Consider the following 24,615-nt stretch of genomic DNA (forward strand, 5'->3'; position numbering starts at 1 on the left):
TCATTTCTCAGTAACGCTACAATATTGACTGGTATTACCTTTTGAAGGAAAGCAAACATGCTGGCCGCCGTGGATTTGGGTTCTAATAGTTTTCGTATGCATATTGCACGCCATGAAGGCGATGCGATTCGCGTTGTTAAAAGTGCGCGTGAGCCGATTAGGTTGGCTGCAGGACTCGATGAACAAGGTAATCTCACACCCGAAGCGATGCAGAGCGCGATTGACTGTTTGAGCCGTTTTCGCGAGATTTTGAACGCCTATCCAGTTGATAATTTACGTGTTGTCGCAACGAACACAATCCGGATTGCAAGAAACGCAGCAGTACTACTTCCCTTGGCAGAAGCAGCAATTGGTCATCCTATTGATGTGATTTCAGGTGAAGAAGAGGGGCGTCTCATTTATATGGGCGTTTCTAATTCTGTGGCGATTCCGGGTGAACGTCGGCTTGTGATGGATATTGGCGGTGGATCGACGGAAGTCATTCTGGGTCGCGGTCACGAAATCGTGAACGTCGAATCATTTAGTATCGGCACTGTTAAAACGAGTGCTAATTTTTTCCCGGATGGGCGTTTGACCGAAGCTGCGTTTGAGGCGGCTATTCTGTCAGCACGGTCCATGTTTGAAGATGCCGCACCTATCTATCAGCCACAGCATTGGCGTAAAGCCTACGGTTCCTCGGGTACCATGCGCGCCATTGCAGATGCCATCCTTAAAGGTGGCCTGGGTGATGGCAAGATCACCCTGTTAAGTCTGAATGCACTCAAACAATACTGTATCCAATGCGGCAAAATCAGCGACCTAGAGCTGAGTGGTATCAAGCCTGAGCGCGTTGCGATGGTTGTTGGTGGGTTGGCGATCTTAATTGGTTTGATGTCTGAATTTCAGATCGAAGTACTGATCCCCGTTGAAGCCGGTTTGCGTATGGGTGTCATGTGGGATTTGTACCTGCGTGCAACGAAACGCGATCGCCGCGAAGTCTCCGTACAAAAAATCGCGACGATGTTTAACACCGATATGGCACGTGCTAACAGAGTCGTCGATATGGTGAAATCGTTGTATCAGCAATTAAAGCCAGCCTCAGACAATTACTTACGCTTATTGCTTTGGAGCGCGCGTCTGCACGAAGTGGGGATGGCGATTTCGCATACGGGTTATCACAAGCACGGTTCTTACATGATCGAGAACGCGGATATGGCTGGCTTCACGACCCGCGAACAACGCATCATGAGCAAGCTCATCCTGAGTCAGAAGGGCAATTTGCGCAAATTGGGTGAGGCGTTGACTGATCCTGATTTCGCCAAAGCGGTGTTGGCTTTGCGTTTGTCCGTCATGCTGATGCATTCTCGCGCTGAGATCGATTATGAAGATATCCGTTTAAAAATGAAGCGGAGCGTTGAATTAGAAATGCGTCGAGACTGGGTCACATTGCATCCAACAGTCGCTTATTGGTTGCAGAAAGAAATCGAATCCTGGCGTGAGATTGGCGTTGATTTCTTAGTGCGAACGAACGTGTAAGCGATCATGTGGAGACAATGCCTGCGCCTCGTCTCCACACGTCAACAGCGAAGTTAGAAATCAAATTGCGCTGATAATTTATAGAGCCGCGGCGCACCCGGGAACAAGTATCCACCAAGTTGTTGCGTTGCATCTCGCCAATAGAATTTATTCAATACGTTATCGACGTTGAAGCGCAAGGTTGTGGTTGTGTTGCCGATCCGCGTAACGTAGCGAGCACCTGCATTGTAGACCTGGTACCCAGGAATCATAACGGCGTTATCAGGCGTATAGGCTTTATTGCCGGAGTATTGCCAACTAGCGTTGACATCCAATCCCTTGATCTCTGCAACCGCATAATCCACGTAGATCGTGGATTTTAACCGTGGCACGTCGAGGACGCGTTTCCCCTCCTGTGAAGCATCGCCTGTATCCTGTTGAATGGCATCCAGCGCAGTGATACTCGTGCCTAGCGTCAGTTGCGGTGTGATTCTGCCTTGTGCAGTCAATTCCAGACCGGTATGGCGGGCATGGCCGTTTTGTATGTAATTATTGAAATTGCTGTCTTGATTCGTATCGATGTAAGCGAGTGGTTTTTCAATACGGAACAGCGCCGCAGTCAGGGTGAGGTCTTTATTGACGTCTGTTTTGATACCGACTTCTACTTGTTTGGATCGTGCGGGATCGAGTATCTGATTCGCATTATTCGTCCCAAATGGCGCAACGGTACCATGCTCAACCCCTTGCGCAAACGAAGCGTATAGCGATGTATTCTGTGCAGGTTTATAGACAACGGCGATATTCGGTACCCAGTAATCATGCTGGTATCCAGTAAAGCCGAGTTGCGTACGTTCCACATGAAGGCGGCGAAGGCCAGTATGCAGCGTCCATGCCTCGTTGAAATGAATCGCATCTTGCACGAACGCAGACCATTCCTTATCCGTCCGCTGTAACATCACTGGTCCAGTTGTGTTTGTCGATTGACCAACAACGACAGGATTGAAGATGTTGTTCGTCCCAACAAAATCATACACATAGGCGCCAAAATAATCTTTGCGCTGTGAGTCAGCCAAACCGAGAGCCAACTGATGGTGTATCGTGCCTGTGCTGAACTGACCATTTAACAAGGCTTGCCCACCCCGAGACGATTTTGATTCGCCAACGCTTTGGTAGTCATAAACATCATAGTCGCCATTCGCACAATAGCCGGAAGAGAGATTGCCTGTGCTACAGCCGAAGGGGAACGCTGTGTAGTCGTTGCGTTTGAACTCGTGTTTGTTAACCGCGACACTGGCTGTCCAAGCGGAATTGAGTTTATATTCGTAGCGGATTCCAATATCGCTGTCTTTGGTGTCGACAGGCTTTGACCAAGGCTGGTTATTGAGCATCGTATCAGCACTGATCCGTTGCGGCAGATCGGTACCGTTTGTGAGCTGAAAACCGGGAGCAGAAATCTGCGCGCGGTGCTGGTAGTCGAAGTCAAATTGCAACAGGGCTTGCGATGAAAGGTGCCAGTCAAATGCACCTGAAACAAATTGACGATGACCATTCGCGCCGACGATATACGATCGCAAGCGCTCTTCCGCCGCGTTGATACGATAACCAAATTGTTTATCTGACGACATGCCGCCCAAATCCAGCGCTCCATACAAGGTACCGCGTTCGGAAATGCTGGTAGTGATACTTCGCAGATCGCTGTCAGTAGGGCGCTTAGTCACATAATTGATGATGCCACCGGGTGTGGCAAAGCCAGACTCAAATCCAGAAACACCCTTCAGTATTTCGATGGTTTCTTTGTTTTCTAGCGGAATCACACCATCATCAGGGATGGCAAACCCATCTTTACGATAGCTGTATTCATTGTCCAATGGGAAGCCACGAATCGAGAATTGTTCAGCGTAACCCACGGCATTGTAGGCATCGTTCACACTGGCGTCATATTTCACCACATCGGTTGTTAGCCGAATTTGTAGATCCTCCAGTTGTTTCGTACCCCACGCATTCACTGAAAAAGGAGTGTCGAGGAGTTTTTCGTCAATAAAGCCCGTCACTTTAGAATGATCTGGCTTTGCGGGTGTTTTGCTACCCGAGACGACGACCTCTTGTAATGTTGATGTGTCGGTCGCGGCGATCGCTTCAGGTTCCGCGGCGGCGTAAGCGCTTGGCAGGCACAGTGCTTGGGCAATGGCGAGGGCGATCATCGTTGGACGGAATGCCGGATGAGACAAAAAAGAAGGGCGTGCGAAGGATGGTGTCATGATGTGCTCGTTAAACTTGTTATGCGCATACTGGATGGCAGCAAAGAAGCAAACAAAGCATGGACGAGCAGAAAACAGCGTGGACTTTGCGCTTCCCTTCGCTGGCATTATCCAGATCAGGTTCAAGGGACTCTCTCACCCGGAAATACATTCCAGGACCCCTAGCGAAGGCGCTACTGTAACATGAAAGTGAAGGGATGGCTGTCGACGCCCACTGTTGCGTCGTCATTGTGTGGTTTTTTACCAGAGAGAACGTCCTTCTCTGGTTAATTCGATAATGTATTTATTGGGTTAAATAGTAATAATGAAAAGCCCGGAATGGTCAATTCGAACGCAATGAGAAGGCAATGAGAAGGCAATGAGAAGGTAATAAGACTTCAACAATGGCTGCATCAAGCAGCCATTGTTTTTAAATGATGTTATGAGACCGTAGTTCTCTTCTGTTTAACATTCATCCACACACTTTCAGCCGAGTAGATCACCAATGCAACCCAAATTGCTGCGAAGCCAATTAGTCGATGGGTATCAAGGGTTTCGTTAAATAACCAGACGCCAAGCATGAGTTGGACGAACGGTGCGATGTACTGCAACAATCCTAGCGTTGTCATAGGAATGCGGCGCGCACCAGCGGCAAACATGAGTAAAGGAATGGCGGTGATAGGACCGCTCAGTGCCAGTAAGACTTTGAGTGATAGATCGCCGGTGATTAATGCATTTTGCCCATGCATGGTCAGCCATGTCAGATATCCAAACGCAAACGGGAAGAAAATCGCGGTTTCTAAAGAGAGACCTTCTAACGCACCGAGCGTTGCTGTTTTTCGAAGTAAGCCATAGGTACCGAAGGTAATCGCTAATGACAAGCCGATCCATGGTAAATGCCCTGTCTGGATCGTCATCCAAGCGACGCCTATCGCAGCTAAAGCGATCGCTACCCACTGTCCCTGCCGTAAGCGTTCTTTGAGTAAGACTGAGCCAATCAATACATTGACCAAGGGGGTCATAAAATATCCTAGGCTGGCATCAATGACTTTGCCATCATTCACAGCCCAGATATAGATAAACCAATTCGCCGACAGCAATAACGCACTGAGCGTGAAGTTACCAATGAGTTTAGGCTGACGGCGGACGATGGTGAGCCAGTCCCATTGTTTGCGTACGCTTAAGACGATGACCAAGAATAGCAATGACCACAACATACGGCTTAATAAAATTTCCAACGAAGGAACCGCATGCAGCGCTTTGAAATATAAAGGAAACAAGCCCCAGATTGTGTAGGCAGAACCTGCCAGAAAAATACCTTTACGCATTACTGCAATCCAAATAAGAAGACCGACATGGCGGCCAGACTCGACATTATCGCTGTATTCATGAATGCGTGCAGTGATTTGCGGTGCTATCAGCTCGGAACAGGTCGGAGCCTGCCAGAACATGTTCGATTGCGTCGGAGCGGGGGATTATTTTGCTCGGGCGAGAGCAATTTTTTTGCAGAGCGCTTCAGTGCCGTCGAGGATGCGAGGACCTGCGCGGTTGAGTATGTCTGCAGGGACTGCATAGAGGTGATTCTTCTTCACTGCGTTGAGCGTCTTAAATTGTCGCCAGTCGTTTAGGCTGTCGGTATTATCTCCCCCAGTCATGATGACGTCCGGGTTACTGGCTAGTAGCGCTTCCGTGGTAATGGTGGGACTTAACTCTTTGAGGCGACCAAAAACATTGGTGCCACCGCATAGCCGGATTGATGCTGAGATCATGTGCTCATCGTTGAGTGTCATGAGCGGCTTGTTCCAGACTTGATAGAAAACGGTGATCGGCGTGACGTTGTCAGGTTGGCGGTAGGTTTTACGTAATTCTTCTAAACGTTGACGGAAAGCCGCTGCTGCCGCATTGCCAACGTTGCTCGTTCCCGCTAACAATGCAAGGCGCTCAATCGAGTTGGCTACCGTTTCATAATTGCGTGGCTCACTCTCAAAAACCGTTAAGTGTTGACCGCGTAATTTATTGGCGAGTGCTTTGCCATTGCCTGTTCCCCAAATGACGACCAGGTCTGGTTTCAATGCGAGGAGCCGTTCGGTATCTAATGCAAAAACACTTCCAACGGAGGCGATGTTTTTTGCTGCATCAGGGTAATTGCTGAAATCACTGACAGCGACAATTGCTTTTTCGGCACCCGCTGCAAATAAGAGCTCTGTGGCATGCGGCGCGAGGCTAACAATGCGTTGTGCTGGTTGGTTTAATGTAATCGTATGTTGCGCGTCGTCCTTCACGCTGATTGCACCGAAGGCCGGCAGCACTCCTGCTGTCAGCAACGAAATCAGCGTGATGTACTTACTCGGCATCGATTAAATTTCCAGATTATCGATCAGTCGAGTGTTGCCTAATTTGGCTGCCGCAAGAACAACCAGTGGCGCACCCTGTGCAAGATCGCCTGCCGATGGCGGTTGAAGATCGGCACGTTTACGGATCGAAACGTAATCTGGTTTCCATTGACGTCCAGCCAGTTTTGCCATCGCCTGACGTTCCAGTTCAAACATATCTAAATGGCCGCTACGTACTTCATTCGCGACTTCATTGAGCGCTGCGTACAAGGCTGGCGCTTCAGCACGCTCTGCTTCAGAGAGGTACATGTTGCGAGAGGAGAGCGCCAGTCCATCGTCCGCACGATACGTGTCGGCTGCGATAATTTCTGTTGGCAGTGCGAACTGTTTGCTCATATTGCGAACGATCATCAATTGCTGATAGTCCTTTTTACCGAAAACGGCAACGCGCGGTTGGACGCACGAAAACAGTTTCAGTACAACGGTGGTGACGCCAGTAAAAAATCCTGGGCGGAACTCACCTTCAAGGATATTACCGAGATCATCTGGTGGGCGAACGCGGAATTCTTGCGGTTCAGGATATAAATCTTTTTCTGTTGGTGCGAACAGAATATAGACGCCTTCTTTCTCTAATTTTTCGACGTCTGCCTGAAACGTGCGTGGATATTTATCGAAATCTTCATTTGGACCGAATTGCAGGCGGTTGACAAAAATGGATGCAACAATTGGGTCGCCATGTTTCTTCGCCAAACGCATCAGCGATAAATGACCTTCATGTAAGTTACCCATGGTTGGCACAAATGCTGTACGCAATTGACCACTGAGGTGGTCGCGCAATTCTTCGATGGATGAAATGATTTTCATAATAAATGAGTCAAGAAATTCAGTGGTTGTTCGTTTGATTGCTCGCGTTGTTCGCCACGCAACGATCAGCTTGGTGAGTAGGCGAGGCGTACATAAATCGGGGCAAATGCCTCAGCTTGCGTAATTTCAATTAGCGTTTCTTTTGCGAGTTCGAGAAGTGCCACAAAATTGACTACTAAGACCGGAGCGCCGCGCGAAGGGTCAAATAGATCAGAGAATTCAACAAATTTCGCTGATTGCAATTTACGCAGAATACCCGACATATGCTCGCGCACAGAGAGTTCTTCGCGGCTGATTTTATGATGGGCAACCAGCGTTGCTCTTTTCAGGATATCTGCCCACGCAGCTTGAATGTCTGCCAGCTCTACCTGAGGCCAATGCAGAATCGTATTTTGCTCGACAAAAACTTGGGCGTGTAAGAAATCACGCCCCAATTGCGGCACCGCATTCAGATCGTAAGCAGCGAGTTTCATTTGCTCATATTCGAGCAATCGACGAACAAGCTCGGCACGCGGATCTTCAGCTTCTTCGCCCTCAGCCGTTTTCGTTGACGGCAAGAGCATACGTGATTTAATTTCAATCAGCATGGCTGCCATGAGTAGATACTCAGCGGCGAGTTCCAAGTTGTGATTGCGGATCTGATCGACATATTTTAGATACTGCAATGTCACTTGTGCCATTGGAATATCCAGAATATTGAAATTCTGCTTACGGATCAGATACAGCAAGAGATCGAGCGGGCCTTCAAACGCCTCTAAAAACACTTCCAGCGCATCAGGTGGAATATAGAGGTCGTTGGGTAATTTAAAGAGCGGTTCTCCGTATAGCTTAGCAAAGGCTAAGCCATCGACCACGTCGGGGGTCGTGTCTGTACCGCCGACCGGTGGAAGGTCAGTGGGAGGGAGTGGGCTCGTACTCACAGGCAAGGCAAACTAGCAGGCTTATGCCTTGTTTTGATAGACATACGGTTGTTGAGGAACGATCGACTCCAAGGTGTCTTTTTGTGTGCGCAGATCCACTGGGGCTTTGTCCCACAATAATGCACGACCTTCGCGTTGTCCTTGTTCTAATTTAGGATTCGCGCTTTTTAAACTTTGGATAAAGTGCGTGGCTTCGGATTCATACAAAGAGAATTGCTTAGAGAATTTCATAATTTTTGAAATAAACATGTAAAAGATCGAATAAAGCCGCATTTTACTCTTAATTTTGCGTCCATCTTCATTTCTGCGTGGCGGTCGCGCAAGATGTTGGAATAAAAATGAAAAACATCTTCATCGAAGACGTGAAAACAAGACAGATTACAGATCTTTGTCGTCTACCCATTTACGGGTCGTTACCGGCAAGTAGGTTTTCAATTGTTGCAAGAGGTCATTTGGTTCTGGAGATGAGAGCAGAATGTCAAGATGGCTCGCACGCAAAAAACCTTGTTGCCGTGTATGGTCGAGAAAGTGTAGTAGCCCATCATAAAACCCACTGACATTAAGCAAGCCGATTGGTTTTTGGTGAAACCCCAGTTGCGCCCATGTCATGACTTCAAACAATTCTTCGAGTGTGCCAATTCCACCTGGCATCGCGATAAAACCATCGGACAGCTCTGCCATGAGGGCTTTACGCTGATGCATGTTGTCCACAATATGCAGCTGAGTCAACCCTGTATGACCCACTTCTTTATCCATCAAAGCCTGAGGAATGACGCCTGTCACTTTACCGCCAAGCGCTAAGACTTCGTCAGCAATGACACCCATGAGCCCGACATTGCCACCGCCATACACCAACGCGATGTCTTGATTGATAAGCGTTACGGCAAGCTGTTTGGCAGCGATCGTATAAGCAGGTGAGTGTCCAGGTGAGGCGCCACAATAGACGCAGAGGGATTTCATGCTGGATTCATTTTTTGCAAATAATCTTGTGATAACTTTTCAAACACCTGTTTGGTTTCGCCGCGAAGGTAGGGACTGATCAAGGAGATCACTTGATAGCAGCCGCGGGCGAGGGACTCCGACATGGTTTGTAATTCTGTATATTTCCGTGGATTTCGCACGTACTCATAAGATAACCAATAAGTGGCAACAACGACCATGTTTGTTGATAAAGCATCAATATCCAGGTCGGTACCTTCAAATTCGCCATCGGCGCGGAGCCCTAAGCAAAGCTCAGTTGCCACTTTGATTTTATGAGACAGGATTTGCTTGAAATTCAGTTCTAGCTTGCGATTCCGTGACAGCAAGTCGTTGAGATCGCGATAGAAAAAGCGATAGCGCCATACCAGCTCAAATGTCAGGTGGAGATAGGTCCAAATATCTTGAATATTGGCTTTTCGACCTTGCGGAAAGGCAAGTTTTTTGTTGATCTCCGCTTCGAACTGCGTGAAGATCGAATTAACGATATCGTCTTTATTGCGAAAATGATAATAAAGGTTGCCTGGGGAAATGTTCATTTCCTCAGCAATCACAGTCGTCGTGATATTGGGTTCGCCAAACTCATTAAACAAACGCAGCGACAGTTCAAGAATACGTTCTCGGGTGCGGCGCGGAGCTTTGTGTTGCATGTCATTCAATCTCTATAGATGATAGGACTGACTCAAAATCGGTCTGGCGATGACATTGCCTTGTATCGAAAGACGCGTATTTATATCGCCATGACTGGGTAGAAAATTTTGTGTAGCCCTGAATTATTTCATAAGAATAACATCGTTCAGGCGAACATCAAAACGCACTCAGACCTCTAAGCGACTTTTCCCTTCTCCAGGGACGTGGATCACGCAGGTTTTTGCAAGTTTGTCGTGCAAGAACTGACCGTTTTTGTCGAGGCGGGAGGTGAGTGCCCAAGCGAACATGCCAATGGCCAATACGACCATCATCGACCATTCTTTGAGCTCAAATTCATAGCTTAACGCCATCGCAGGCACAAACCACATCCACGCCAGCACATAGCGTACGATCGCTTTAATCACCGGTAATCGCGTTCCATCTTGGTCAGTGACCCGTAGGCGCCACGTTTGCATTGCCAATGTCTGACCGCTTCGGCTCCAACAAAACACAAAATAAGCACCGATGACAAAAAAGAGCCATGTCTGACGACCATGTCTGAGCATCAGTGCACTTTTACTTTGTGTGGTGACGTCAAAGAGAAATCCAAAAACGAAAACGATCCCGAATAACAGCATCGCCTCATAGACCATGCAAATCAAACGACGTCGCAAAGGGGGAGCTGTTAAGTCTGTATTCACTGATTTATTTTGTTACGGCTTGATTGATGGCGGCATTGCTTGTGGATACGGGTGTGTCAGCAGGCGGCGGCACAACGGACGTTGCCGCAGCAGAGCCAGAGACTGGCGCCGCGACGGCTGCCGGCGTTGCTGGGGTTGCAGGCACATTCGTTATTGCATTGTTCTTTGGGCTGCTGGTACTCGTCTTATTGCTTGTCACTGTTTTTGGACCAACTTTTATCGGCGCGATGACTTGCGGATTCTTGATCGATTCTGGGACAAGGTTAGTCAGATTTTTTTTGTTCTGATGTTGTTCGGCGAGGCGTTTCTTTTCTTCCTCGGTTAATTGTTGGTACTGTTGCCACTGTGCGGACTTGTTTTCAGGCTTCAATTGCGTCGCGTGGGCGTAATTTTCTCTTGCTGCACGTCGTTGATCAGGTGTTAATTTCACCCATTCGCGCATTCTTTCCTGTAGACGCTGCTGTTCTGCTGGCTTCATCGTGGCGTAGCGGTTCGCGATTTCAATCCATTTTTTCTTGCCATTTTCAGACAGTTGCTCCCATTCAGGAGTCAAAGGCGCCAAAGCCTGCTGTTGGGCAGGGCTGAGCTCCGACCAGCGTGGCTTTGTCAGATTGGCCGCAGCATTCGCTGCGGCACTCGAGGCAGTTGCAGGTGATGGGTGAGTACCATTGGCACTGGCGAACGGTACCGATAAAACGATCAAAGCGAAGAGGAGGGACAGACGAACGTTGCAAAGCGTCACGCTTATTCCTCCGCTTTGTTCAAATAAGCGGTAAAGCCAGTATCAACGTAAGCTGCTGGTGGCAACTCGTCGACTAATACGGCTGTATCGATATCGGCCAATTCGGTGATGCGCTGTTCTTTTTCATGCTGGTAAATACCGGCAAGGCCAGCGACTAATGCCAGCAATGGAATAATGATACCGAGTCGACCCAGCCAATTGGATGGCCCAGAGAACGAGAAACCATTTGTACCCGCCAACACGCCACTGAAAACATGCACTTTTGCGCCAGCATCTGGTTTTTTTCTCGCGAGCGCCGCTTTTCTGGCTTGCGCCAAGCGATCTAACGTCGGCGCAGGCAACCCTTCGGCCGATTCGTTTAATGCCCGCCGAACTTTGTAAGCAAAGTCGAGATCTTGCAATTCTTTTGAGTAGTTCATAGCTGTATTCCTTTTGCCTTAAGCGACGTGGCCAGTGCGTGAGTTGCTCTGGAGCAATGTGTTTTGACACTTCCCTCCGAACAACCCATCGCCTCGGCGGTTTCTGCCACATCCATGTCTTCCCAATAACGCATGAGGAACGCTTCCCGTTGACGTGCTGGGAGTTTTTTTATTTCTTCGTCAATGATATTCAATACTTCTTCGCGTTCAAGCTTGTCTGCGGTTGATTCTGCTGCTTCAGTCCCTTCTTCAGCCGCATAACTCTCTAAGAGATCGAAATTGTCATCATCTTGGTTGTTATTCGGGGTAATACTCGAAAACAGACTCACCCACGTGTTTCTTACTTTTTCTCTACGGAAAAAATCAAGAATAGTATTTTGTAAAATCCTCTGAAATAACATAGGCAGCTCATTCGCTGGCTTATCACCATATTTCTCAGAAATCTTAATCATTGCTTCTTGGACAATATCCAGAGCGGATTCTTCGTTCCTTACCGTGTACAGCGCGTGCTTGAATGCACGGCGCTCAACACTTTCGAGGAAACTTGCTAATTCTTTATCAGTAGCCATTGTTGGCAATATTCATAGGGTTGCTCTGCAATTCTGGATTTGGCATGCCATGTTGTTTGCTGTTGCTTATAGGTAATTTAATGGCAAACAAACACGCCTAATTTTAAAACTCTGGCTGGCTTGAACAAAAAACAAGGTGGTTGATGGTCTGCACAATGGAATGAGTTATGTTTGATGCCGACGTTACTTTTTGCTCATACAAGCCTGAATTCAGTTCTGAAAACGTTTGAGGCTAAAAACCGTGCACATGTTTTTAAAATTGCGCACATGCTAGCAAAAATAGCACATTGTGTCTTATTTTTTGTATTCGTTAAAAGATTTCAAGGAGAGAAAAGCATTTTTATTAAGAAATTCACTTGACCAAAATGCTGCAACGCATTACCGTATGAGTCCGCTCCAAAATCTCGGAGCACCAACTGCTTGTTTGGATTAACCCACAATGTTTTTGCCAGCAAGTGCGCTTTAAATGAAGCTGTTTGTTCTGACCCATGCCACAAGCGTGAGAAGTCTGTCGTTGCAAAGCCTTACCACTGATTGAACGAGTGCCTCAAGCACGTCCTGGAACCATCTCCAACGGAAATGTAAAGGGAAGTGTGACTGCACAAAAAGGGATTTCAGCTTTCCGGGTTTGCATGTCGATTTCGCCAGGAAAGAGCATCCGATCAATTTCCTATGGACCTTGAAAGGACAACTATAATGAGTTCAGAATTTACAGGCGCAGAGATACTGGTCAAGTGTCTTGCCGAAGAGGGTGTTGAGCACGTGTTCGGATATCCGGGCGGTGCCGTACTCTATATCTACGATGCTATTTTCAATCAAGATAAGTTTCAGCATATTCTCGTGCGCCACGAACAGGCCGCGATCCATGCTGCAGATGCTTATTCTCGTTCCTCCAATAAAGTCGGCGTTGCTCTTGTTACCTCCGGTCCTGGTGTGACCAATGCGGTAACTGGGTTGGCAACGGCGTATATGGATTCCATTCCTATGGTGGTGATCTCTGGGCAGGTTCCTAGTGCCGTTATTGGCCAGGATGCTTTCCAAGAGTGTGACACCGTAGGTATTACCCGTCCTTGTGTCAAACACAACTTTCTCGTGAAAGATGTGCGTGATTTAGCTGAGACGGTTAAGAAAGCGTTTTTTATTGCGACTACCGGTCGTCCTGGGCCTGTGCTGGTTGATATTCCCAAAGATATCAGCATGCATAAAACGACCTACCACTATCCTAAAGAAGTGGAAATGCGGTCGTACAAACCCGTCGACAAAGGTCACGCAGGTCAGATTCGCAAAGCAGTTCAGTTGTTGCTGCAAGCAGAACGTCCAATGATCTACACTGGCGGCGGCGTGATTCTTGCGCACGCAGCACCAGAGTTGAACAAACTGGTCGATGAGTTGGGCTTTCCGTGCACTAATACCTTAATGGGGTTGGGTGCCTATCGTGCTAGCGACAAAAAGTTCGTTGGTATGCCAGGGATGCACGGCACGTATGAAGCCAACATGGCCATGCAGCATTGCGATGTATTGATCGCGATTGGTGCGCGTTTTGATGACCGAGTGATCGGGAATCCAAAACATTTTGCTTCGCATCCACGCAAAATCATTCATATTGATATCGATCCTTCATCGATCTCCAAGCGCGTTAAAGTTGACATTCCTATCGTTGGCAATGTGAAAGATGTTCTCGTTGAGATGCTGTCACAACTGAGCGCTGTCGAAACGCGTCCAGATCCAAAAGCGCTTTCGGCGTGGTGGAAGCAGATCGAAGAATGGCGTAGTCGCGACTGCCTCAAATATCCTACTTCTAATGAAGTGATTAAGCCACAGTCAGTGGTCCAAAAGGTCTGGGAAGTGACGAAAGGCGATGCCTTCATTACTTCGGACGTGGGTCAGCATCAAATGTGGGCGGCGCAATACTACGGATTCGACAAACCACGTCGCTGGATTAATTCAGGCGGCTTGGGCACCATGGGTGTTGGTTTGCCGTATGCTATGGGTGTTCAGATGGCAAATCCTGATGCAACCGTTGCTTGTATTACAGGTGAAGCGTCGATTCAGATGTGTATTCAGGAGCTTGCTACCTGTAAGCAGTATCACCTCACACCAAAAATCATTTTGCTCAATAACCGCTTCCTCGGTATGGTAAGGCAGTGGCAGCAGATTGATTATGGTTCTCGTTACTCTGAGTCATACATGGATTCTTTACCAGACTTTACGAAGCTGGTAGAAGCCTATGGCCACGTTGGCATGAAGATTGAAAATCCTGCTGACGTTGATGGCGCGGTACGTGAAGCGTTTGCAATGAAAGACCGGCTCGTATTTATGAACTTCATTACCGACCAAACAGAAAATGTTTGGCCAATGGTGAAAGCAGGCAAAGGTCTGACTGAAATGCTTCTTGGTTCGGAGGATCTGTGATGAGACATATTATTTCCATACTCCTTGAGAATGAAGCTGGCGCTTTGTCCCGCGTTGTTGGTTTGTTTTCTGCTCGTGGTTACAACATCGAAACACTGACTGTCGCACCGACAGAGGATGCTACTTTGTCGCGTATGACGATCGTCACCAGTGGGTCGGATGATGTCATCGAACAGATTACAAAACATCTAAATCGTTTGATCGAAGTTGTGAAAGTCGTTGATTTGACAGAAGGTGCACACATTGAACGTGAGCTCATGCTGATCAAAGTGCGTGCGGTGGGCAAAGAGCGCGAAGAGATGAAGCGTACGGCGGATATTTTCCGTGGACGTATCATCGATGTCACCGAAAAAACCTACACGATCGAACTTACCGGCAATAAAGGGAAACTCGATGCCTTTATCGATTCCATTGATCGTACGTCGATTCTAGAAACGGTTCGTACGGGTGGTTCTGGTATTGGACGTGGTGAGCGCATTCTGAAGGTCTAGTAGCAACCGGCGGGCGCGCCAACAATGAAACGCATCGTCAGATTTTAAATTGAATAAATTAATAAATTAAACAGGATACAAAATGAAAGTTTTCTACGATAAAGATTGTGATCTCTCCTTAATCAAAGGTAAAAACGTTGCCATCATCGGTTATGGTTCGCAAGGTCACGCCCATGCGCAAAACTTGAACGATTCCGGTTGCAATGTCACTGTCGCATTGCGTAAAGGTGGTGCTTCTTGGAGTAAAGCGGAAGGCGCGGGTCTGAAAGTAGCAGAAGTTAACGACGCAGTAAAAGCGGCTGACGTTATTATGATTTTGCTGCCAGATGAAAACATCGCTCAGGTATATGCAGAAAACGTTGCCCCATACGCGAAACAAGGCGCCGTCTTGGCATTTGCACATGGCTTCAATGTTCACTATGGTCAAGTTGTTCCTCGCGCAGATTTAGACGTGATTATGGTTGCGCCAAAAGCCCCAGGTCACACAGTGCGTGGTACTTACACACAAGGTGGCGGCGTTCCTCACCTGATCGCTGTTTATCAAGACAAATCTGGTTCTGCACGTGATATCGCGTTGTCTTACGCGATGGCAAACGGCGGTGGCCGTGCTGGTATCATCGAAACAAACTTCCGCGAAGAAACTGAAACAGATTTGTTCGGCGAACAAGCTGTTCTGTGCGGTGGCGCGGTTGAGTTGATCAAAGCTGGCTTCGAAACACTTGTTGAAGCAGGTTACGCGCCAGAGATGGCTTACTTTGAATGTCTGCATGAATTGAAATTGATCGTTGATTTGATCTATGAAGGCGGTATCGCTAACATGAACTACTCGATCTCTAACAATGCTGAATACGGCGAATACGTGACAGGTCCAAAAGTAGTAACGGCTGCAACAAAAGACGCAATGCGCCAATGCCTGAAAGATATTCAGACTGGTGAATACGCGAAGAGCTTCATTTTGGAAAACAAAGCGGGCGCGCCAACCTTGATTTCTCGCCGTCGCCTGACAGCCGAGCACCAAATCGAAGAAGTCGGTGCAAAACTGCGCGCAATGATGCCTTGGATTGCAAAAAACAAATTAGTTGATCAATCTAAAAACTAATATTGCATTGCTTTTGAGTAATTAAAAGCTTAGCCTCAGAAAAATCGCCCACCTTGATGGGCGATTTTTTTTTGCTCGCAATCGGTAATCGGCAATATCGCGATGGAAGAGAGTGGTCGATCGTAATTGTGATTAAATGTCAACTTTTTTCAATGAATGAAACTTAGCGTCGTGCCTGTGGTCAGATCAGTATATTTTTTTACAACGATGAACATGTCAATGGATCGTCGCTCGAACATATCCGTCGATGACATTGACTGAACAAGGAAAGCTATCATGAAAAAAATGCTCGGAGTAACAACTGCTTTATTGTTTTCCCTTCCTGTCTTTGCTCAAAGTATCTCTGGCACAGTGATTACGCTTGCAGGTAACGCTGAAATTAAGGCGGATAACGATCAGGCGATCGTCACTTTCTTTATTGAAGAGCAGGATAAAGATAAAGCCGCAGCCGCATCCCGCGTCAATCAAAAAATGAAGTCAGGTACGGAGTTAATAAAAAAAGAAGACCCACAGGCGTTGCTGAGTACCCGTGGTTATTACACTTACCCCGTTTATAACGATGATGTGAAAGTGGCGGCACAGCCTGCAAAACGACAACTTATTGGCTGGCGTTCGGGGCAATATCTGGAAGTAAAGACGCAAAATTTAAAGCAGTTGCCTACGACAACGGCGGCTGCCCAATCGCTTTTGGCGCTCAATGGTATCAATTTCGGTTTGTCTGATGGGGCGGTGGCAAAACTTGAGTCTGAACGGGTTGCGGCCGGTTATAAGGATTTCATTGAAAAGTTGACGATGATTACGCATGCGATGGGGAAAAAGCCTGACGATGTCGTCATTGAATCACTCGATTTTGACAATGCCGGTACGACGGTTCGTCCGTTAGCGATGGCTGCGCCAATGTTGAGTCGGGCACGAGTAGAGGCAAGTCCAGTCGAGGTGCCTAGCTTTGAGCCGGGTGTCAGCACTTTATCGATTCACATTGCTGGCAAACTCAGGCTGAAATAAGCGCTGATGGGCATCGCGTGCCAGATGTCAGTTTTCGATCAAGGCAAAGAGGGTTATACTTAGCGGCTCCATTGTAAGTTTTGCCCGACGTGCTCGGGCAATTTTTATCGAATCAGATTACTGAATTAGAAACGCATGCCATCTTTAAAATCACGCAAACCCAAAGGTAGTTTTAAGCTTTTTCCAAAAGGCGTACGTAAAACACAGCAAAGAACTGACGCTGACGGCAATAGTGTGCCTGGGGTCGCTAAGCAGCGTGGACGCGGCGTTTATCTGCTACCAAACGCATTTACAACGGCAGCCTTGTTTTGCGGATTTTATGCCATTGTCATGGCGATGGACCAACAGTTCCTTAAGGCCGCGGTCGCGATTTTTGGTGCTATGGTCCTAGACAGCCTCGATGGGCGGGTAGCGAGGATGACCAATACGCAAAGTGAATTTGGGGCACAGTACGATAGTTTGTCCGATATGATTTCTTTCGGTGCCGCGCCAGCATTGGTTGCCTATGAGTGGACATTGCGTGGAATGGGGAAATTGGGCTGGTTGGGCGCTTTCGTTTATTGTGCTGGCGCTGCTTTGCGTCTGGCGCGTTTCAATACGAACATTGCTGTTGTCGACAAGCGTTATTTCCAAGGCTTGCCGAGCCCAGCAGCGGCAGCCTTAATCGCGAGTTTCGTGCTGCTGATGGATGACTTGCAGATTCAACCCGTCAACTTACATTGGTACACGTGGGGTATCACTTTGTTTGCAGGTCTGACAATGGTGACAAACGTCCCGTTTTACAGTTTTAAAGACCTTAATCTGAAGCGTAGCTTTCCATTCATTGCACCCTTGTTGATTTTGTTGGTGTATGTGATTGTTGTGAGTGACCCGCCGAAAGTGTTATTTGGTTTGTTTGTCTTGTATGGCTTATCTGGTTATACGGTGCTGCTATGGCGCTGGAGAAATGGTCGTCCAGTGAGTATCATTCAGACCAGTCATGAACACGATGATGAAAAATAAAATTTCGTTTTTTTAAACTAAAGCCACAATGATCAAAAACATTGTGGCTTTTTTATGTTTTAGCCTAATTTAATTGGGTTTGTCCTGCTATAAATTCTTGCACTTTTCTTTGTTCGCGCTTATAGTCTTAGGCATGAACTCTTACGTTACCTCACATCCAGCATTCCACATCAGCGCCAACGCTGGTGAGCTACTGGTATCTGCAATTCTACTAGTGCGGTAACGCGCTAAATCCCCTATACCCCCAATTTGAGTAGTCTCCTTACCCATGTGTGTTTTGCAAGGGTGGGCCAGAGAATATTCAGAAATAAACAGCATTTTGTATTTTGACATTTTCAGATTTTGACCATCTTCAGGAGAGCACCATGGCAGATAAACTCATCATATTTGATACAACCTTGCGCGACGGCGAACAGTCTCCCGGCGCATCCATGACCAAGGATGAAAAAATCCGGATCGCCAAACAGCTCGAACGTTTGAAAGTCGATGTCATCGAGGCAGGCTTTGCGGCCGCTTCTCCAGGTGATTTTGAGTCGATCAAAGCGATTTCTGCGACCATTAAAGATTCGATTATTTGCTCATTGTCACGCGCGAATGATCGTGATATTTCTCGTGCCGCAGAGGCATTGCAAGCCGCACAGCGCAAGCGTATTCACACCTTCATTGCGACGTCGCCGTTGCATATGGAGAAGAAATTGCGTATGTCCCCGGATCAAGTATTGGAGCAGGCCATTCAGGCGGTTCGCTATGCCCGTAACTTTACGGACGACGTGGAGTTCAGCCCTGAAGATGGTAGTCGCTCTGAAATGGATTTCTTGTGCCGTGTAATTGAGGCTGTGATCAAAGAAGGTGCGACGACGATCAATTTTGCAGATACCGTTGGCTACGGCGTACCAGAGTTATACGGCAATATGCTCAAAAGCTTACGCGAACGTATTCCGAACTCTGATAAAGCAATTTGGTCAGTCCATTGCCACAACGATTTAGGAATGGCCGTTGCGAATTCTTTGGCTGGTGTGATGATTGGTGGCGCGCGTCAGGTCGAATGTACGATTAATGGTCTTGGTGAGCGCGCAGGCAATACTGCCTTGGAAGAAATCGTCATGGCGGTTCGCACTCGGAAAGACTACTTCAATCTTGATTTGGGTATCGATACGACGCAAATCGTTCCTGCATCTAAATTGGTTTCTCAGATTACTGGTTTCGCTGTGCAGCCGAACAAAGCGGTGGTGGGGGCGAATGCGTTTGCGCACGCTTCTGGTATCCACCAAGACGGTATTTTGAAGGCGCGTGATACGTATGAAATTATGCGTGCGGAGGATGTCGGCTGGAGCGCAAACAAGATCGTTCTCGGTAAGTTATCTGGTCGCAACGCCTTTAAACAACGTCTCGATGAATTAGGTATTACGTTGGAATCTGAAGCGGACGTCAATGCGGCATTTGCTCGCTTCAAAGAGTTGGCTGATCGTAAATCAGAAATCTTTGACGAGGATATCTTGGCGCTGGTATCCGATGAAGAACAAGCGAATGATAACGAAGCGTTCCACTTTGTTTCGCTGGCGCAGCACTCTGAAACAGGTGAGTTGCCAAAGGCGAAAGTCGTGTTCTCAAATCAAGGCAAAGAAATAAGTTGCGAAGGGACGGGTAACGGTCCGGTAGATGCGATCGTGAATGCGATTGAGTCGAAGGTGGCAAGTGGTGCGGAGTTGTTGCTGTTTTCCGTGAATGCGATCACGACAGGAACGCAGTCTCAGGGTGAGGTGACCATGCGATTGTCCAAGTCTGGTCGAATCGTGAATGGCGTTGGTGCTGATCCAGATATCGTGGTTGCTTCTGCGAAAGCATACCTGTCTGCACTCAACAAATTAGAATCCAAATCCGAGAAGCTCAATCCGCAGGTTTGATTGTTGTCGCGCTTTTGTGTTATAGTTGTAGGTCCCGTCATTCCGGCGGGGTTTATTTCACGATATCGACGGTTTGGAAGTGCTAGTCACTGCAGTGCCGACTCTTGTTATCGCATGTAAAGGAAAATTATGTCTATTGAAAAAAGTGCAAAAGCCGCTATCGTAGCGGACAACGCCCGTGGTCAAAATGATACAGGCTCTCCAGAAGTTCAAGTTGCTTTGTTGACAGCGCGTATCAACGATCTGAACGGTCACTTCAAAGCACACGGTAAAGATCACCATTCCCGTCGTGGTTTGATTATGATGGTTAACCGTCGTAAAAGCCTGTTGTCTTACCTGAAAGGTAAAGACCTGAATCGCTACCGCGCTCTGATCGAAAAACTCGGCTTGCGTAAGTAATTCTTGCTGTATCTGGCAAACAATTTATAGTAAAAAGCCTGCGTCAGTTGACTGTCGCAGGCTTTTTGCTTATCTGAAGTATGAAATTGACTGGTATATTGACGTCATTTTCTCAGTCTTCCGGTTTTGATTGGCTTTCAATGTGTATGTTGAAAGTTGATCGAAAAGCAATCTTTGCAGATTGCTCGTGGTGAGGTGAACGACAGCGCCTGAAAATCTGTCGGCATAATAGAAAGGACACATTGTGTTTAATAAAGTAACTAAAACCTTCCAATACGGTCAGCATCAAGTCACCTTGGAAACAGGTGAAATCGCTCGCCAGGCATCTGGCGCAGTTGTTGTATCGATCGAAGATACAGTAGTATTGGCAACTGTTGTTGCTAAAAAAGATGCAAAGCCAGGTCAAGATTTCTTCCCATTGACCGTGGACTACATGGAAAAAACCTACGCTGCTGGCCGCATTCCTGGCGGTTTCTTTAAGCGTGAAGGCCGTCCTTCAGAAAAAGAAACACTGACATCGCGTTTGATCGATCGTCCAATTCGTCCATTGTTCCCAGAGGGATATTTGAACGAAGTGCAAGTCATTGTGCATGTTTTATCTGTTAATCCAGAAATCGATCCAGATATCGCCGCAATGATCGGCGCATCTGCTGCGATTTCCGTTGCGGGCATTCCTTTCAGTGGTCCAGTGGGTGCGGCACGCGTTGGCTATATCGATGGTCAATACGTACTCAATCCAACAGCAACACAATTGAAATCCTCAAAATTGGATCTGGTTGTTGCAGGTACTGAAACAGCGGTGTTGATGGTTGAGTCCGAAGCGCAACAACTTTCTGAAGAAGTAATGCTCGGCGCGGTCGTCTACGGCCACGAGCAAATGAAAGCGGTGATTGATGCGATTCATGAATTGGTTCGTGATGGCGGCAAGCCTGAAGTTGAATGGGCACCTGCACCAAAGAATGAGCCACTGATCGCAGCTGTTACTGCTGTTGCTGAGCCATTATTGCGTGCTGCGTATCAAACGAAAGAGAAGCAAGCGCGTACAGAGCAACTGAAAGCCGCAACGGCGAGTGTTTCTGCAGCGTTGGCTGAACAAGCTGCGGCTGCAGGTGTTGCTGCGCCTGATTCTGCTGAAGTGGGTAACATTCTGTTTGATCTGGAAGCGAAAATTGTTCGTTCCCAGATTTTGGAAGGCGAGCCACGTATCGATGGTCGCGATACACGCACTGTGCGTCCAATCACGATCCGTACTGGCGTTCTGCCACGTACACACGGCACAGCCTTGTTCACACGTGGTGAAACACAGGCTTTGGTGATCGCAACGTTGGGTACAGCACGTGATGAGCAGAAAATTGATGCGTTGATGGGTGAATACTCTGATCGCTTCATGCTCCATTACAACATGCCTCCATTTGCGACTGGCGAAACAGGTCGTGTTGGTACGCCAAAACGTCGTGAAATTGGTCACGGTCGTTTGGCAAAACGCGCATTGCAAGCAGCACTGCCAGATCCAGAAGATTTCAGCTACTCTGTTCGTTTGGTCTCTGAAATCACAGAGTCCAACGGTTCTTCTTCCATGGCATCCGTTTGTGGTGGCTGCCTCGCATTGATGGATGCTGGCGTGCCAATGAAAGCACACGTTGCAGGTATCGCAATGGGCTTGATCAAGGATGGCAACAAATTTGCTGTGTTGACAGATATCTTGGGCGACGAAGATCACTTAGGTGATATGGACTTTAAAGTTGCTGGTACTGCAGAAGGCATTACTGCATTGCAAATGGACATCAAGATTCAGGGTATTACGAAAGAAATTATGCAAGTCGCTTTAGCTCAGGCTAAAGAGGGCCGCGTCCATATTCTGGGTAAGATGCAGGAAGCAGTTCCTGTCGGTAAAACTGAATTGTCCGACTTCGCGCCGCGTCTGATCACGATCAAGATTAATCCTGAAAAAATTCGCGACGTCATCGGTAAAGGTGGTGCAGTCATTCGCGCCTTGACTGAAGAGACAGGTACGCAAATCGACATCAGCGATGAAGGTGTTGTGACGATTGCCTCGGTGGATGCAGCTGCAGGTCAAGAAGCAAAACGTCGCATCGAAGAGTTGACAGCAGAAGTGGAAGTTGGCAAGGTCTATGAAGGTACTGTGCTGAAGTTGCTCGACTTCGGTGCGATCGTACAGATCATGCCAGGCAAAGATGGTTTGCTGCATATTAGCCAGATCGCGAATGAGCGCGTCAATGCAGTTGCTGATTACTTGAAAGAGGGTCAGCAAGTGCGTGTTAAGGTCCTTGAAACAGATGATCGTGGCCGCTTTAAATTGTCGATGAAAGCTGCAGTGGCCGAAGGTGAGGCGCCAGCGCAACAGCAACAACAGCAGCAGTAATTTGCGTGCAAGCGTAAGAGTGAATCCATCGTTTTGGTAGCTCTGCGCTTTGATGCTGATTTAAAACGTCCGTGTGAAAACACGGACGTTTTTTTTATGGAATACAATGTTCTTTTTCTTTACTGGCGGAGTGGTTATGCGTGCAATTGAAATCAGTAAATACGGCGGTCCTGACGTATTGCAATTAACTGAGCGTCCAATTCCTGAGGCGGGGAAGGGCGAGCTGTTGATTCGTGTTCACGCTGCAGGAATTAATCGGCCAGATGTGCTTCAGCGCATGGGTTTTTACCCTGTTCCTCATGGCGCCTCTGATTTGCCAGGTTTGGAAGTTGCAGGAGAGATTGTCTCCGGCGATCTGGCTGGTACAAATTTTCAGGTGGGTGATAAGGTGTGTGCGTTGGTTCAGGGTGGCGGGTACGCAGAGTACTGTGTTGCGCCAGTGCTGCAATGTCTGCCTATTCCACATGGTTTAACTATGATTGAGGCAGCCTCATTGCCGGAGACTTTTTTCACTGTGTGGAGTAATGTCTTTGACCGTGCGCGGTTGACTGCGGGTGAATCATTGCTTGTGCAGGGTGGAACATCTGGGATCGGTGTGACGGCCATTCAAATTGCTAGTGCCTTAGGGCATCGCGTATTTGCGACCGCTGGCACGGAGGAGAAGTGTCGTGCAACCGAAGGGTTGGGGGCTGAGAGGGGTATTAATTACAAGACCGAACAATTCTCCGCCGTCGTCAAAGAGTTGACAGGTGGTCGTGGGGTTGACGTGATTTTGGATATGGTTGCTGGCGGCTATATCCCGCAGGAAGTGGATTGTTTAGCTGATGATGGTCGAATTGCGATCATTGCTTTGTTGGGTGGCGCGAAGACAGATCTTGATTTGGCGCAAGTATTGCGTCGGCGTCTCACGATTACTGGCTCAACCTTGCGTCCTCGAAGTGTTGCATTCAAGGCAGCGATTGCTCGGCAGTTATTTGAGAAAGTGTGGCCATTACTTGAGTCTCAGCGAATTCGCCCCGTTATTTATCAGGTCTTTCCACTGGCGGAGGCTGCCGCAGCGCATGCGACAATGGAGCAAGGTGCGCATATCGGCAAAATCGTGTTGCAATTGCAATAATTTTGAGAGGTGTTCTGGCTTCTTCCGCTTTAACGATGATATTGTGGTATTACCACTTCATCCACGGGTGTTGGTTTGACCGTGGATGTGTCGTCAAGATACAATAGACGGTTATTTAACTGAAGACTTACTATGCGACGTACTCTGATAGCTGGCAATTGGAAAATGAATGGTAGTTTTGCTGCCAATCATACTCTGCTGACCGAGATTATTGCTGGCCTGCCAGCTGACAATGCGGTCGAAACTTTGGTATGTGCTCCGGCGCCCTATCTGGCGCAATGCGCAGAGATACTTGGAAAAAGTACTGTAGCTTGGGGTGCGCAAGATGTGTCGGCGCATGCGAAAGGCGCGTTTACTGGCGAAGTCTCTGCATCAATGTTGGCCGATAGTGGTTGTAAGTATGTAATCGTTGGTCACTCTGAGCGCCGTGCATATCACGCGGAAAGTAGTGAGTTGGTTGCGCAAAAAGCGTTGAAGGCATTATCGGAAAATATCATTCCGGTCGTGTGTGTCGGTGAAACGCTTGAGCAGCGAGAGAGCGGTGAGACAAGCGCGATCGTGGCGGCGCAGTTGCAGGCAGTGATGGATGTGCTGACTGCTGAGCAAATGGGGTCGATTGTTGTTGCTTACGAACCTGTGTGGGCAATTGGTACAGGTAAAACTGCAACGCCGCAAATGGCACAGGACGTGCATGCGTTTTTGCGAAGTCAGCTCGCGATCAAGAGTGCTGAGGCGGCCAATGCGGTACGAATTTTGTATGGCGGAAGTATGAAACCGGAAAACGCTAAAGAGCTTCTCGCGATGGAAGATATTGATGGCGGTTTGATTGGTGGTGCTGCGTTAAAAGCTGCGGATTTCTTGGCGATTATTTCGGCTTGTTAATGTGTTGATGTAGTGTTGATGTGGTTAAGTGGGT

23 protein-coding genes and 1 riboswitch are annotated in these 24,615 nt (G+C 47.8%); of the genes, 11 read left to right on the top strand and 12 right to left on the bottom strand.

Going from position 1 to position 24,615, the window contains the following annotated elements; translation table 11 throughout:
• The first annotated feature begins 57 nt into the window (after positions 1–57).
• Complete coding sequence (locus ACO0K2_RS03825) at positions 58–1,515, top strand: Ppx/GppA family phosphatase (RefSeq protein WP_423015872.1); 1,458 nt, start codon at positions 58–60, stop codon at positions 1,513–1,515.
• 53 nt (positions 1,516–1,568) lie between these two features.
• Here the strand turns inward: ACO0K2_RS03825 and ACO0K2_RS03830 are convergent, their stop codons facing one another.
• The 12 genes from ACO0K2_RS03830 to ACO0K2_RS03885 all read right to left on the bottom strand — a co-directional run bounded on the left by ACO0K2_RS03830 (position 1,569) and on the right by ACO0K2_RS03885 (position 11,887).
• On the bottom strand, positions 1,569–3,752 hold the full coding sequence (locus ACO0K2_RS03830; protein WP_423015874.1) for a TonB-dependent siderophore receptor: 2,184 nt from the start codon (positions 3,750–3,752) through the stop codon (positions 1,569–1,571).
• 76 nt (positions 3,753–3,828) lie between these two features.
• Positions 3,829–3,925, bottom strand: a riboswitch (TPP riboswitch).
• 246 nt (positions 3,926–4,171) lie between these two features.
• Entirely contained in the window at positions 4,172–5,059 is an 888-nt protein-coding gene (rarD, locus tag ACO0K2_RS03835) for an EamA family transporter RarD (protein WP_423016171.1), read from the bottom strand.
• 147 nt (positions 5,060–5,206) lie between these two features.
• The gene (locus ACO0K2_RS03840; protein ID WP_423015876.1) at positions 5,207–6,085 is read right to left on the bottom strand and encodes a cobalamin-binding protein; all 879 of its coding nucleotides are present in this window, start codon (positions 6,083–6,085) and stop codon (positions 5,207–5,209) included.
• Between the two features lie 3 nt (positions 6,086–6,088).
• Positions 6,089–6,928, bottom strand: coding sequence for a pantoate--beta-alanine ligase (gene panC, locus ACO0K2_RS03845; protein WP_423015878.1), 840 nt, complete (start codon positions 6,926–6,928; stop codon positions 6,089–6,091).
• A 65-nt stretch (positions 6,929–6,993) separates the two neighbouring features.
• Positions 6,994–7,848, bottom strand: a complete 855-nt coding sequence (locus ACO0K2_RS03850) for a segregation and condensation protein A (RefSeq protein ID WP_423015880.1) — start codon at positions 7,846–7,848, stop codon at positions 6,994–6,996.
• A 21-nt stretch (positions 7,849–7,869) separates the two neighbouring features.
• On the bottom strand, positions 7,870–8,079 hold the full coding sequence (locus ACO0K2_RS03855; protein ID WP_423015882.1) for a DUF3460 family protein: 210 nt from the start codon (positions 8,077–8,079) through the stop codon (positions 7,870–7,872).
• A gap of 147 nt (positions 8,080–8,226) precedes the next feature.
• Complete coding sequence (locus tag ACO0K2_RS03860; protein ID WP_423015884.1) at positions 8,227–8,808, bottom strand: TIGR00730 family Rossman fold protein; 582 nt, start codon at positions 8,806–8,808, stop codon at positions 8,227–8,229.
• Positions 8,805–9,476 (bottom strand): TetR/AcrR family transcriptional regulator, encoded by a 672-nt coding sequence (locus ACO0K2_RS03865; protein WP_423015886.1) that lies wholly within the window; start codon positions 9,474–9,476, stop codon positions 8,805–8,807. Before ACO0K2_RS03865 ends, ACO0K2_RS03860 begins: the two co-directional genes overlap by 4 nt.
• Before the next feature lie 168 nt (positions 9,477–9,644).
• A complete protein-coding gene (locus ACO0K2_RS03870) occupies positions 9,645–10,157 on the bottom strand; it encodes an RDD family protein (RefSeq protein WP_423015888.1) in 513 nt (170 codons plus the stop codon).
• 4 nt (positions 10,158–10,161) lie between these two features.
• The gene (locus ACO0K2_RS03875; RefSeq protein ID WP_423015890.1) at positions 10,162–10,899 is read right to left on the bottom strand and encodes a DUF3106 domain-containing protein; all 738 of its coding nucleotides are present in this window, start codon (positions 10,897–10,899) and stop codon (positions 10,162–10,164) included.
• 2 nt (positions 10,900–10,901) lie between these two features.
• The gene (locus ACO0K2_RS03880) at positions 10,902–11,318 is read right to left on the bottom strand and encodes a DUF3619 family protein (protein ID WP_423015892.1); all 417 of its coding nucleotides are present in this window, start codon (positions 11,316–11,318) and stop codon (positions 10,902–10,904) included.
• Complete coding sequence (locus ACO0K2_RS03885; protein WP_423015894.1) at positions 11,315–11,887, bottom strand: RNA polymerase sigma factor; 573 nt, start codon at positions 11,885–11,887, stop codon at positions 11,315–11,317. The genes ACO0K2_RS03880 and ACO0K2_RS03885 overlap by 4 nt, the downstream gene beginning before the upstream one ends.
• Before the next feature lie 696 nt (positions 11,888–12,583).
• Here ACO0K2_RS03885 and ACO0K2_RS03890 point away from each other — a divergent pair.
• The 10 genes from ACO0K2_RS03890 to tpiA all read left to right on the top strand — a co-directional run bounded on the left by ACO0K2_RS03890 (position 12,584) and on the right by tpiA (position 24,581).
• Positions 12,584–14,299: an acetolactate synthase 3 catalytic subunit gene (locus tag ACO0K2_RS03890; RefSeq protein WP_423015896.1), complete on the top strand. Its 1,716-nt coding sequence runs from the start codon at positions 12,584–12,586 to the stop codon at positions 14,297–14,299.
• Positions 14,299–14,790, top strand: coding sequence for an acetolactate synthase small subunit (ilvN, locus tag ACO0K2_RS03895; RefSeq protein ID WP_423015898.1), 492 nt, complete (start codon positions 14,299–14,301; stop codon positions 14,788–14,790). The genes ACO0K2_RS03890 and ilvN overlap by 1 nt, the downstream gene beginning before the upstream one ends.
• A gap of 82 nt (positions 14,791–14,872) precedes the next feature.
• Positions 14,873–15,889 (top strand): ketol-acid reductoisomerase, encoded by a 1,017-nt coding sequence (ilvC, locus tag ACO0K2_RS03900; RefSeq protein WP_423015900.1) that lies wholly within the window; start codon positions 14,873–14,875, stop codon positions 15,887–15,889.
• A 276-nt stretch (positions 15,890–16,165) separates the two neighbouring features.
• Positions 16,166–16,894, top strand: coding sequence for an SIMPL domain-containing protein (locus tag ACO0K2_RS03905; protein ID WP_423015902.1), 729 nt, complete (start codon positions 16,166–16,168; stop codon positions 16,892–16,894).
• A 135-nt stretch (positions 16,895–17,029) separates the two neighbouring features.
• Positions 17,030–17,896, top strand: coding sequence for a CDP-diacylglycerol--serine O-phosphatidyltransferase (gene pssA / locus ACO0K2_RS03910; RefSeq protein WP_423015904.1), 867 nt, complete (start codon positions 17,030–17,032; stop codon positions 17,894–17,896).
• A 365-nt stretch (positions 17,897–18,261) separates the two neighbouring features.
• The gene (locus tag ACO0K2_RS03915; RefSeq protein ID WP_423015906.1) at positions 18,262–19,800 is read left to right on the top strand and encodes a 2-isopropylmalate synthase; all 1,539 of its coding nucleotides are present in this window, start codon (positions 18,262–18,264) and stop codon (positions 19,798–19,800) included.
• Positions 19,801–19,929: 129 nt separating this feature from the next.
• Positions 19,930–20,199 (top strand): 30S ribosomal protein S15, encoded by a 270-nt coding sequence (rpsO, locus tag ACO0K2_RS03920; protein ID WP_186885114.1) that lies wholly within the window; start codon positions 19,930–19,932, stop codon positions 20,197–20,199.
• Positions 20,200–20,443: 244 nt separating this feature from the next.
• Complete coding sequence (pnp, locus tag ACO0K2_RS03925; protein WP_423015908.1) at positions 20,444–22,582, top strand: polyribonucleotide nucleotidyltransferase; 2,139 nt, start codon at positions 20,444–20,446, stop codon at positions 22,580–22,582.
• A gap of 136 nt (positions 22,583–22,718) precedes the next feature.
• A complete protein-coding gene (locus ACO0K2_RS03930; RefSeq protein ID WP_423015911.1) occupies positions 22,719–23,699 on the top strand; it encodes an NAD(P)H-quinone oxidoreductase in 981 nt (326 codons plus the stop codon).
• Positions 23,700–23,831: 132 nt separating this feature from the next.
• Positions 23,832–24,581 carry a triose-phosphate isomerase gene (gene tpiA / locus ACO0K2_RS03935; RefSeq protein WP_423015913.1) on the top strand — a complete coding sequence of 250 codons (750 nt, stop codon included), beginning with the start codon at positions 23,832–23,834 and terminating at the stop codon, positions 24,579–24,581.
• Positions 24,582–24,615: the final 34 nt, after the last annotated feature.

Source organism: Undibacterium sp. MH2W (genome assembly GCF_049340215.1).
Lineage (GTDB): Bacteria > Pseudomonadota > Gammaproteobacteria > Burkholderiales > Burkholderiaceae_D > Undibacterium.

Bases quoted from the DNA above. Each gene is read 5' to 3' on its own strand.
- ACO0K2_RS03880 (WP_423015892.1), bottom strand. From the start codon at position 11,318: ATGAACTACTCAAAAGAATTGCAAGATCTCGACTTTGCTTACAAAGTT.
- ACO0K2_RS03860 (WP_423015884.1), bottom strand. From the start codon at position 8,808: ATGAAATCCCTCTGCGTCTATTGTGGCGCCTCACCTGGACACTCACCT.
- ACO0K2_RS03855 (WP_423015882.1), bottom strand. From the start codon at position 8,079: ATGAAATTCTCTAAGCAATTCTCTTTGTATGAATCCGAAGCCACGCAC.
- ACO0K2_RS03915 (WP_423015906.1), top strand. From the start codon at position 18,262: ATGGCAGATAAACTCATCATATTTGATACAACCTTGCGCGACGGCGAA.
- ACO0K2_RS03825 (WP_423015872.1), top strand. From the start codon at position 58: ATGCTGGCCGCCGTGGATTTGGGTTCTAATAGTTTTCGTATGCATATT.
- panC (WP_423015878.1), bottom strand. From the start codon at position 6,928: ATGAAAATCATTTCATCCATCGAAGAATTGCGCGACCACCTCAGTGGT.
- ACO0K2_RS03840 (WP_423015876.1), bottom strand. From the start codon at position 6,085: ATGCCGAGTAAGTACATCACGCTGATTTCGTTGCTGACAGCAGGAGTG.
- ACO0K2_RS03865 (WP_423015886.1), bottom strand. From the start codon at position 9,476: ATGCAACACAAAGCTCCGCGCCGCACCCGAGAACGTATTCTTGAACTG.
- ACO0K2_RS03930 (WP_423015911.1), top strand. From the start codon at position 22,719: ATGCGTGCAATTGAAATCAGTAAATACGGCGGTCCTGACGTATTGCAA.
- tpiA (WP_423015913.1), top strand. From the start codon at position 23,832: ATGCGACGTACTCTGATAGCTGGCAATTGGAAAATGAATGGTAGTTTT.
- ilvC (WP_423015900.1), top strand. From the start codon at position 14,873: ATGAAAGTTTTCTACGATAAAGATTGTGATCTCTCCTTAATCAAAGGT.
- ACO0K2_RS03905 (WP_423015902.1), top strand. From the start codon at position 16,166: ATGAAAAAAATGCTCGGAGTAACAACTGCTTTATTGTTTTCCCTTCCT.
- ACO0K2_RS03885 (WP_423015894.1), bottom strand. From the start codon at position 11,887: ATGGCTACTGATAAAGAATTAGCAAGTTTCCTCGAAAGTGTTGAGCGC.
- rarD (WP_423016171.1), bottom strand. From the start codon at position 5,059: ATGCGTAAAGGTATTTTTCTGGCAGGTTCTGCCTACACAATCTGGGGC.
- ACO0K2_RS03890 (WP_423015896.1), top strand. From the start codon at position 12,584: ATGAGTTCAGAATTTACAGGCGCAGAGATACTGGTCAAGTGTCTTGCC.
- ilvN (WP_423015898.1), top strand. From the start codon at position 14,299: ATGAGACATATTATTTCCATACTCCTTGAGAATGAAGCTGGCGCTTTG.
- rpsO (WP_186885114.1), top strand. From the start codon at position 19,930: ATGTCTATTGAAAAAAGTGCAAAAGCCGCTATCGTAGCGGACAACGCC.
- ACO0K2_RS03830 (WP_423015874.1), bottom strand. From the start codon at position 3,752: ATGACACCATCCTTCGCACGCCCTTCTTTTTTGTCTCATCCGGCATTC.
- pssA (WP_423015904.1), top strand. From the start codon at position 17,030: ATGCCATCTTTAAAATCACGCAAACCCAAAGGTAGTTTTAAGCTTTTT.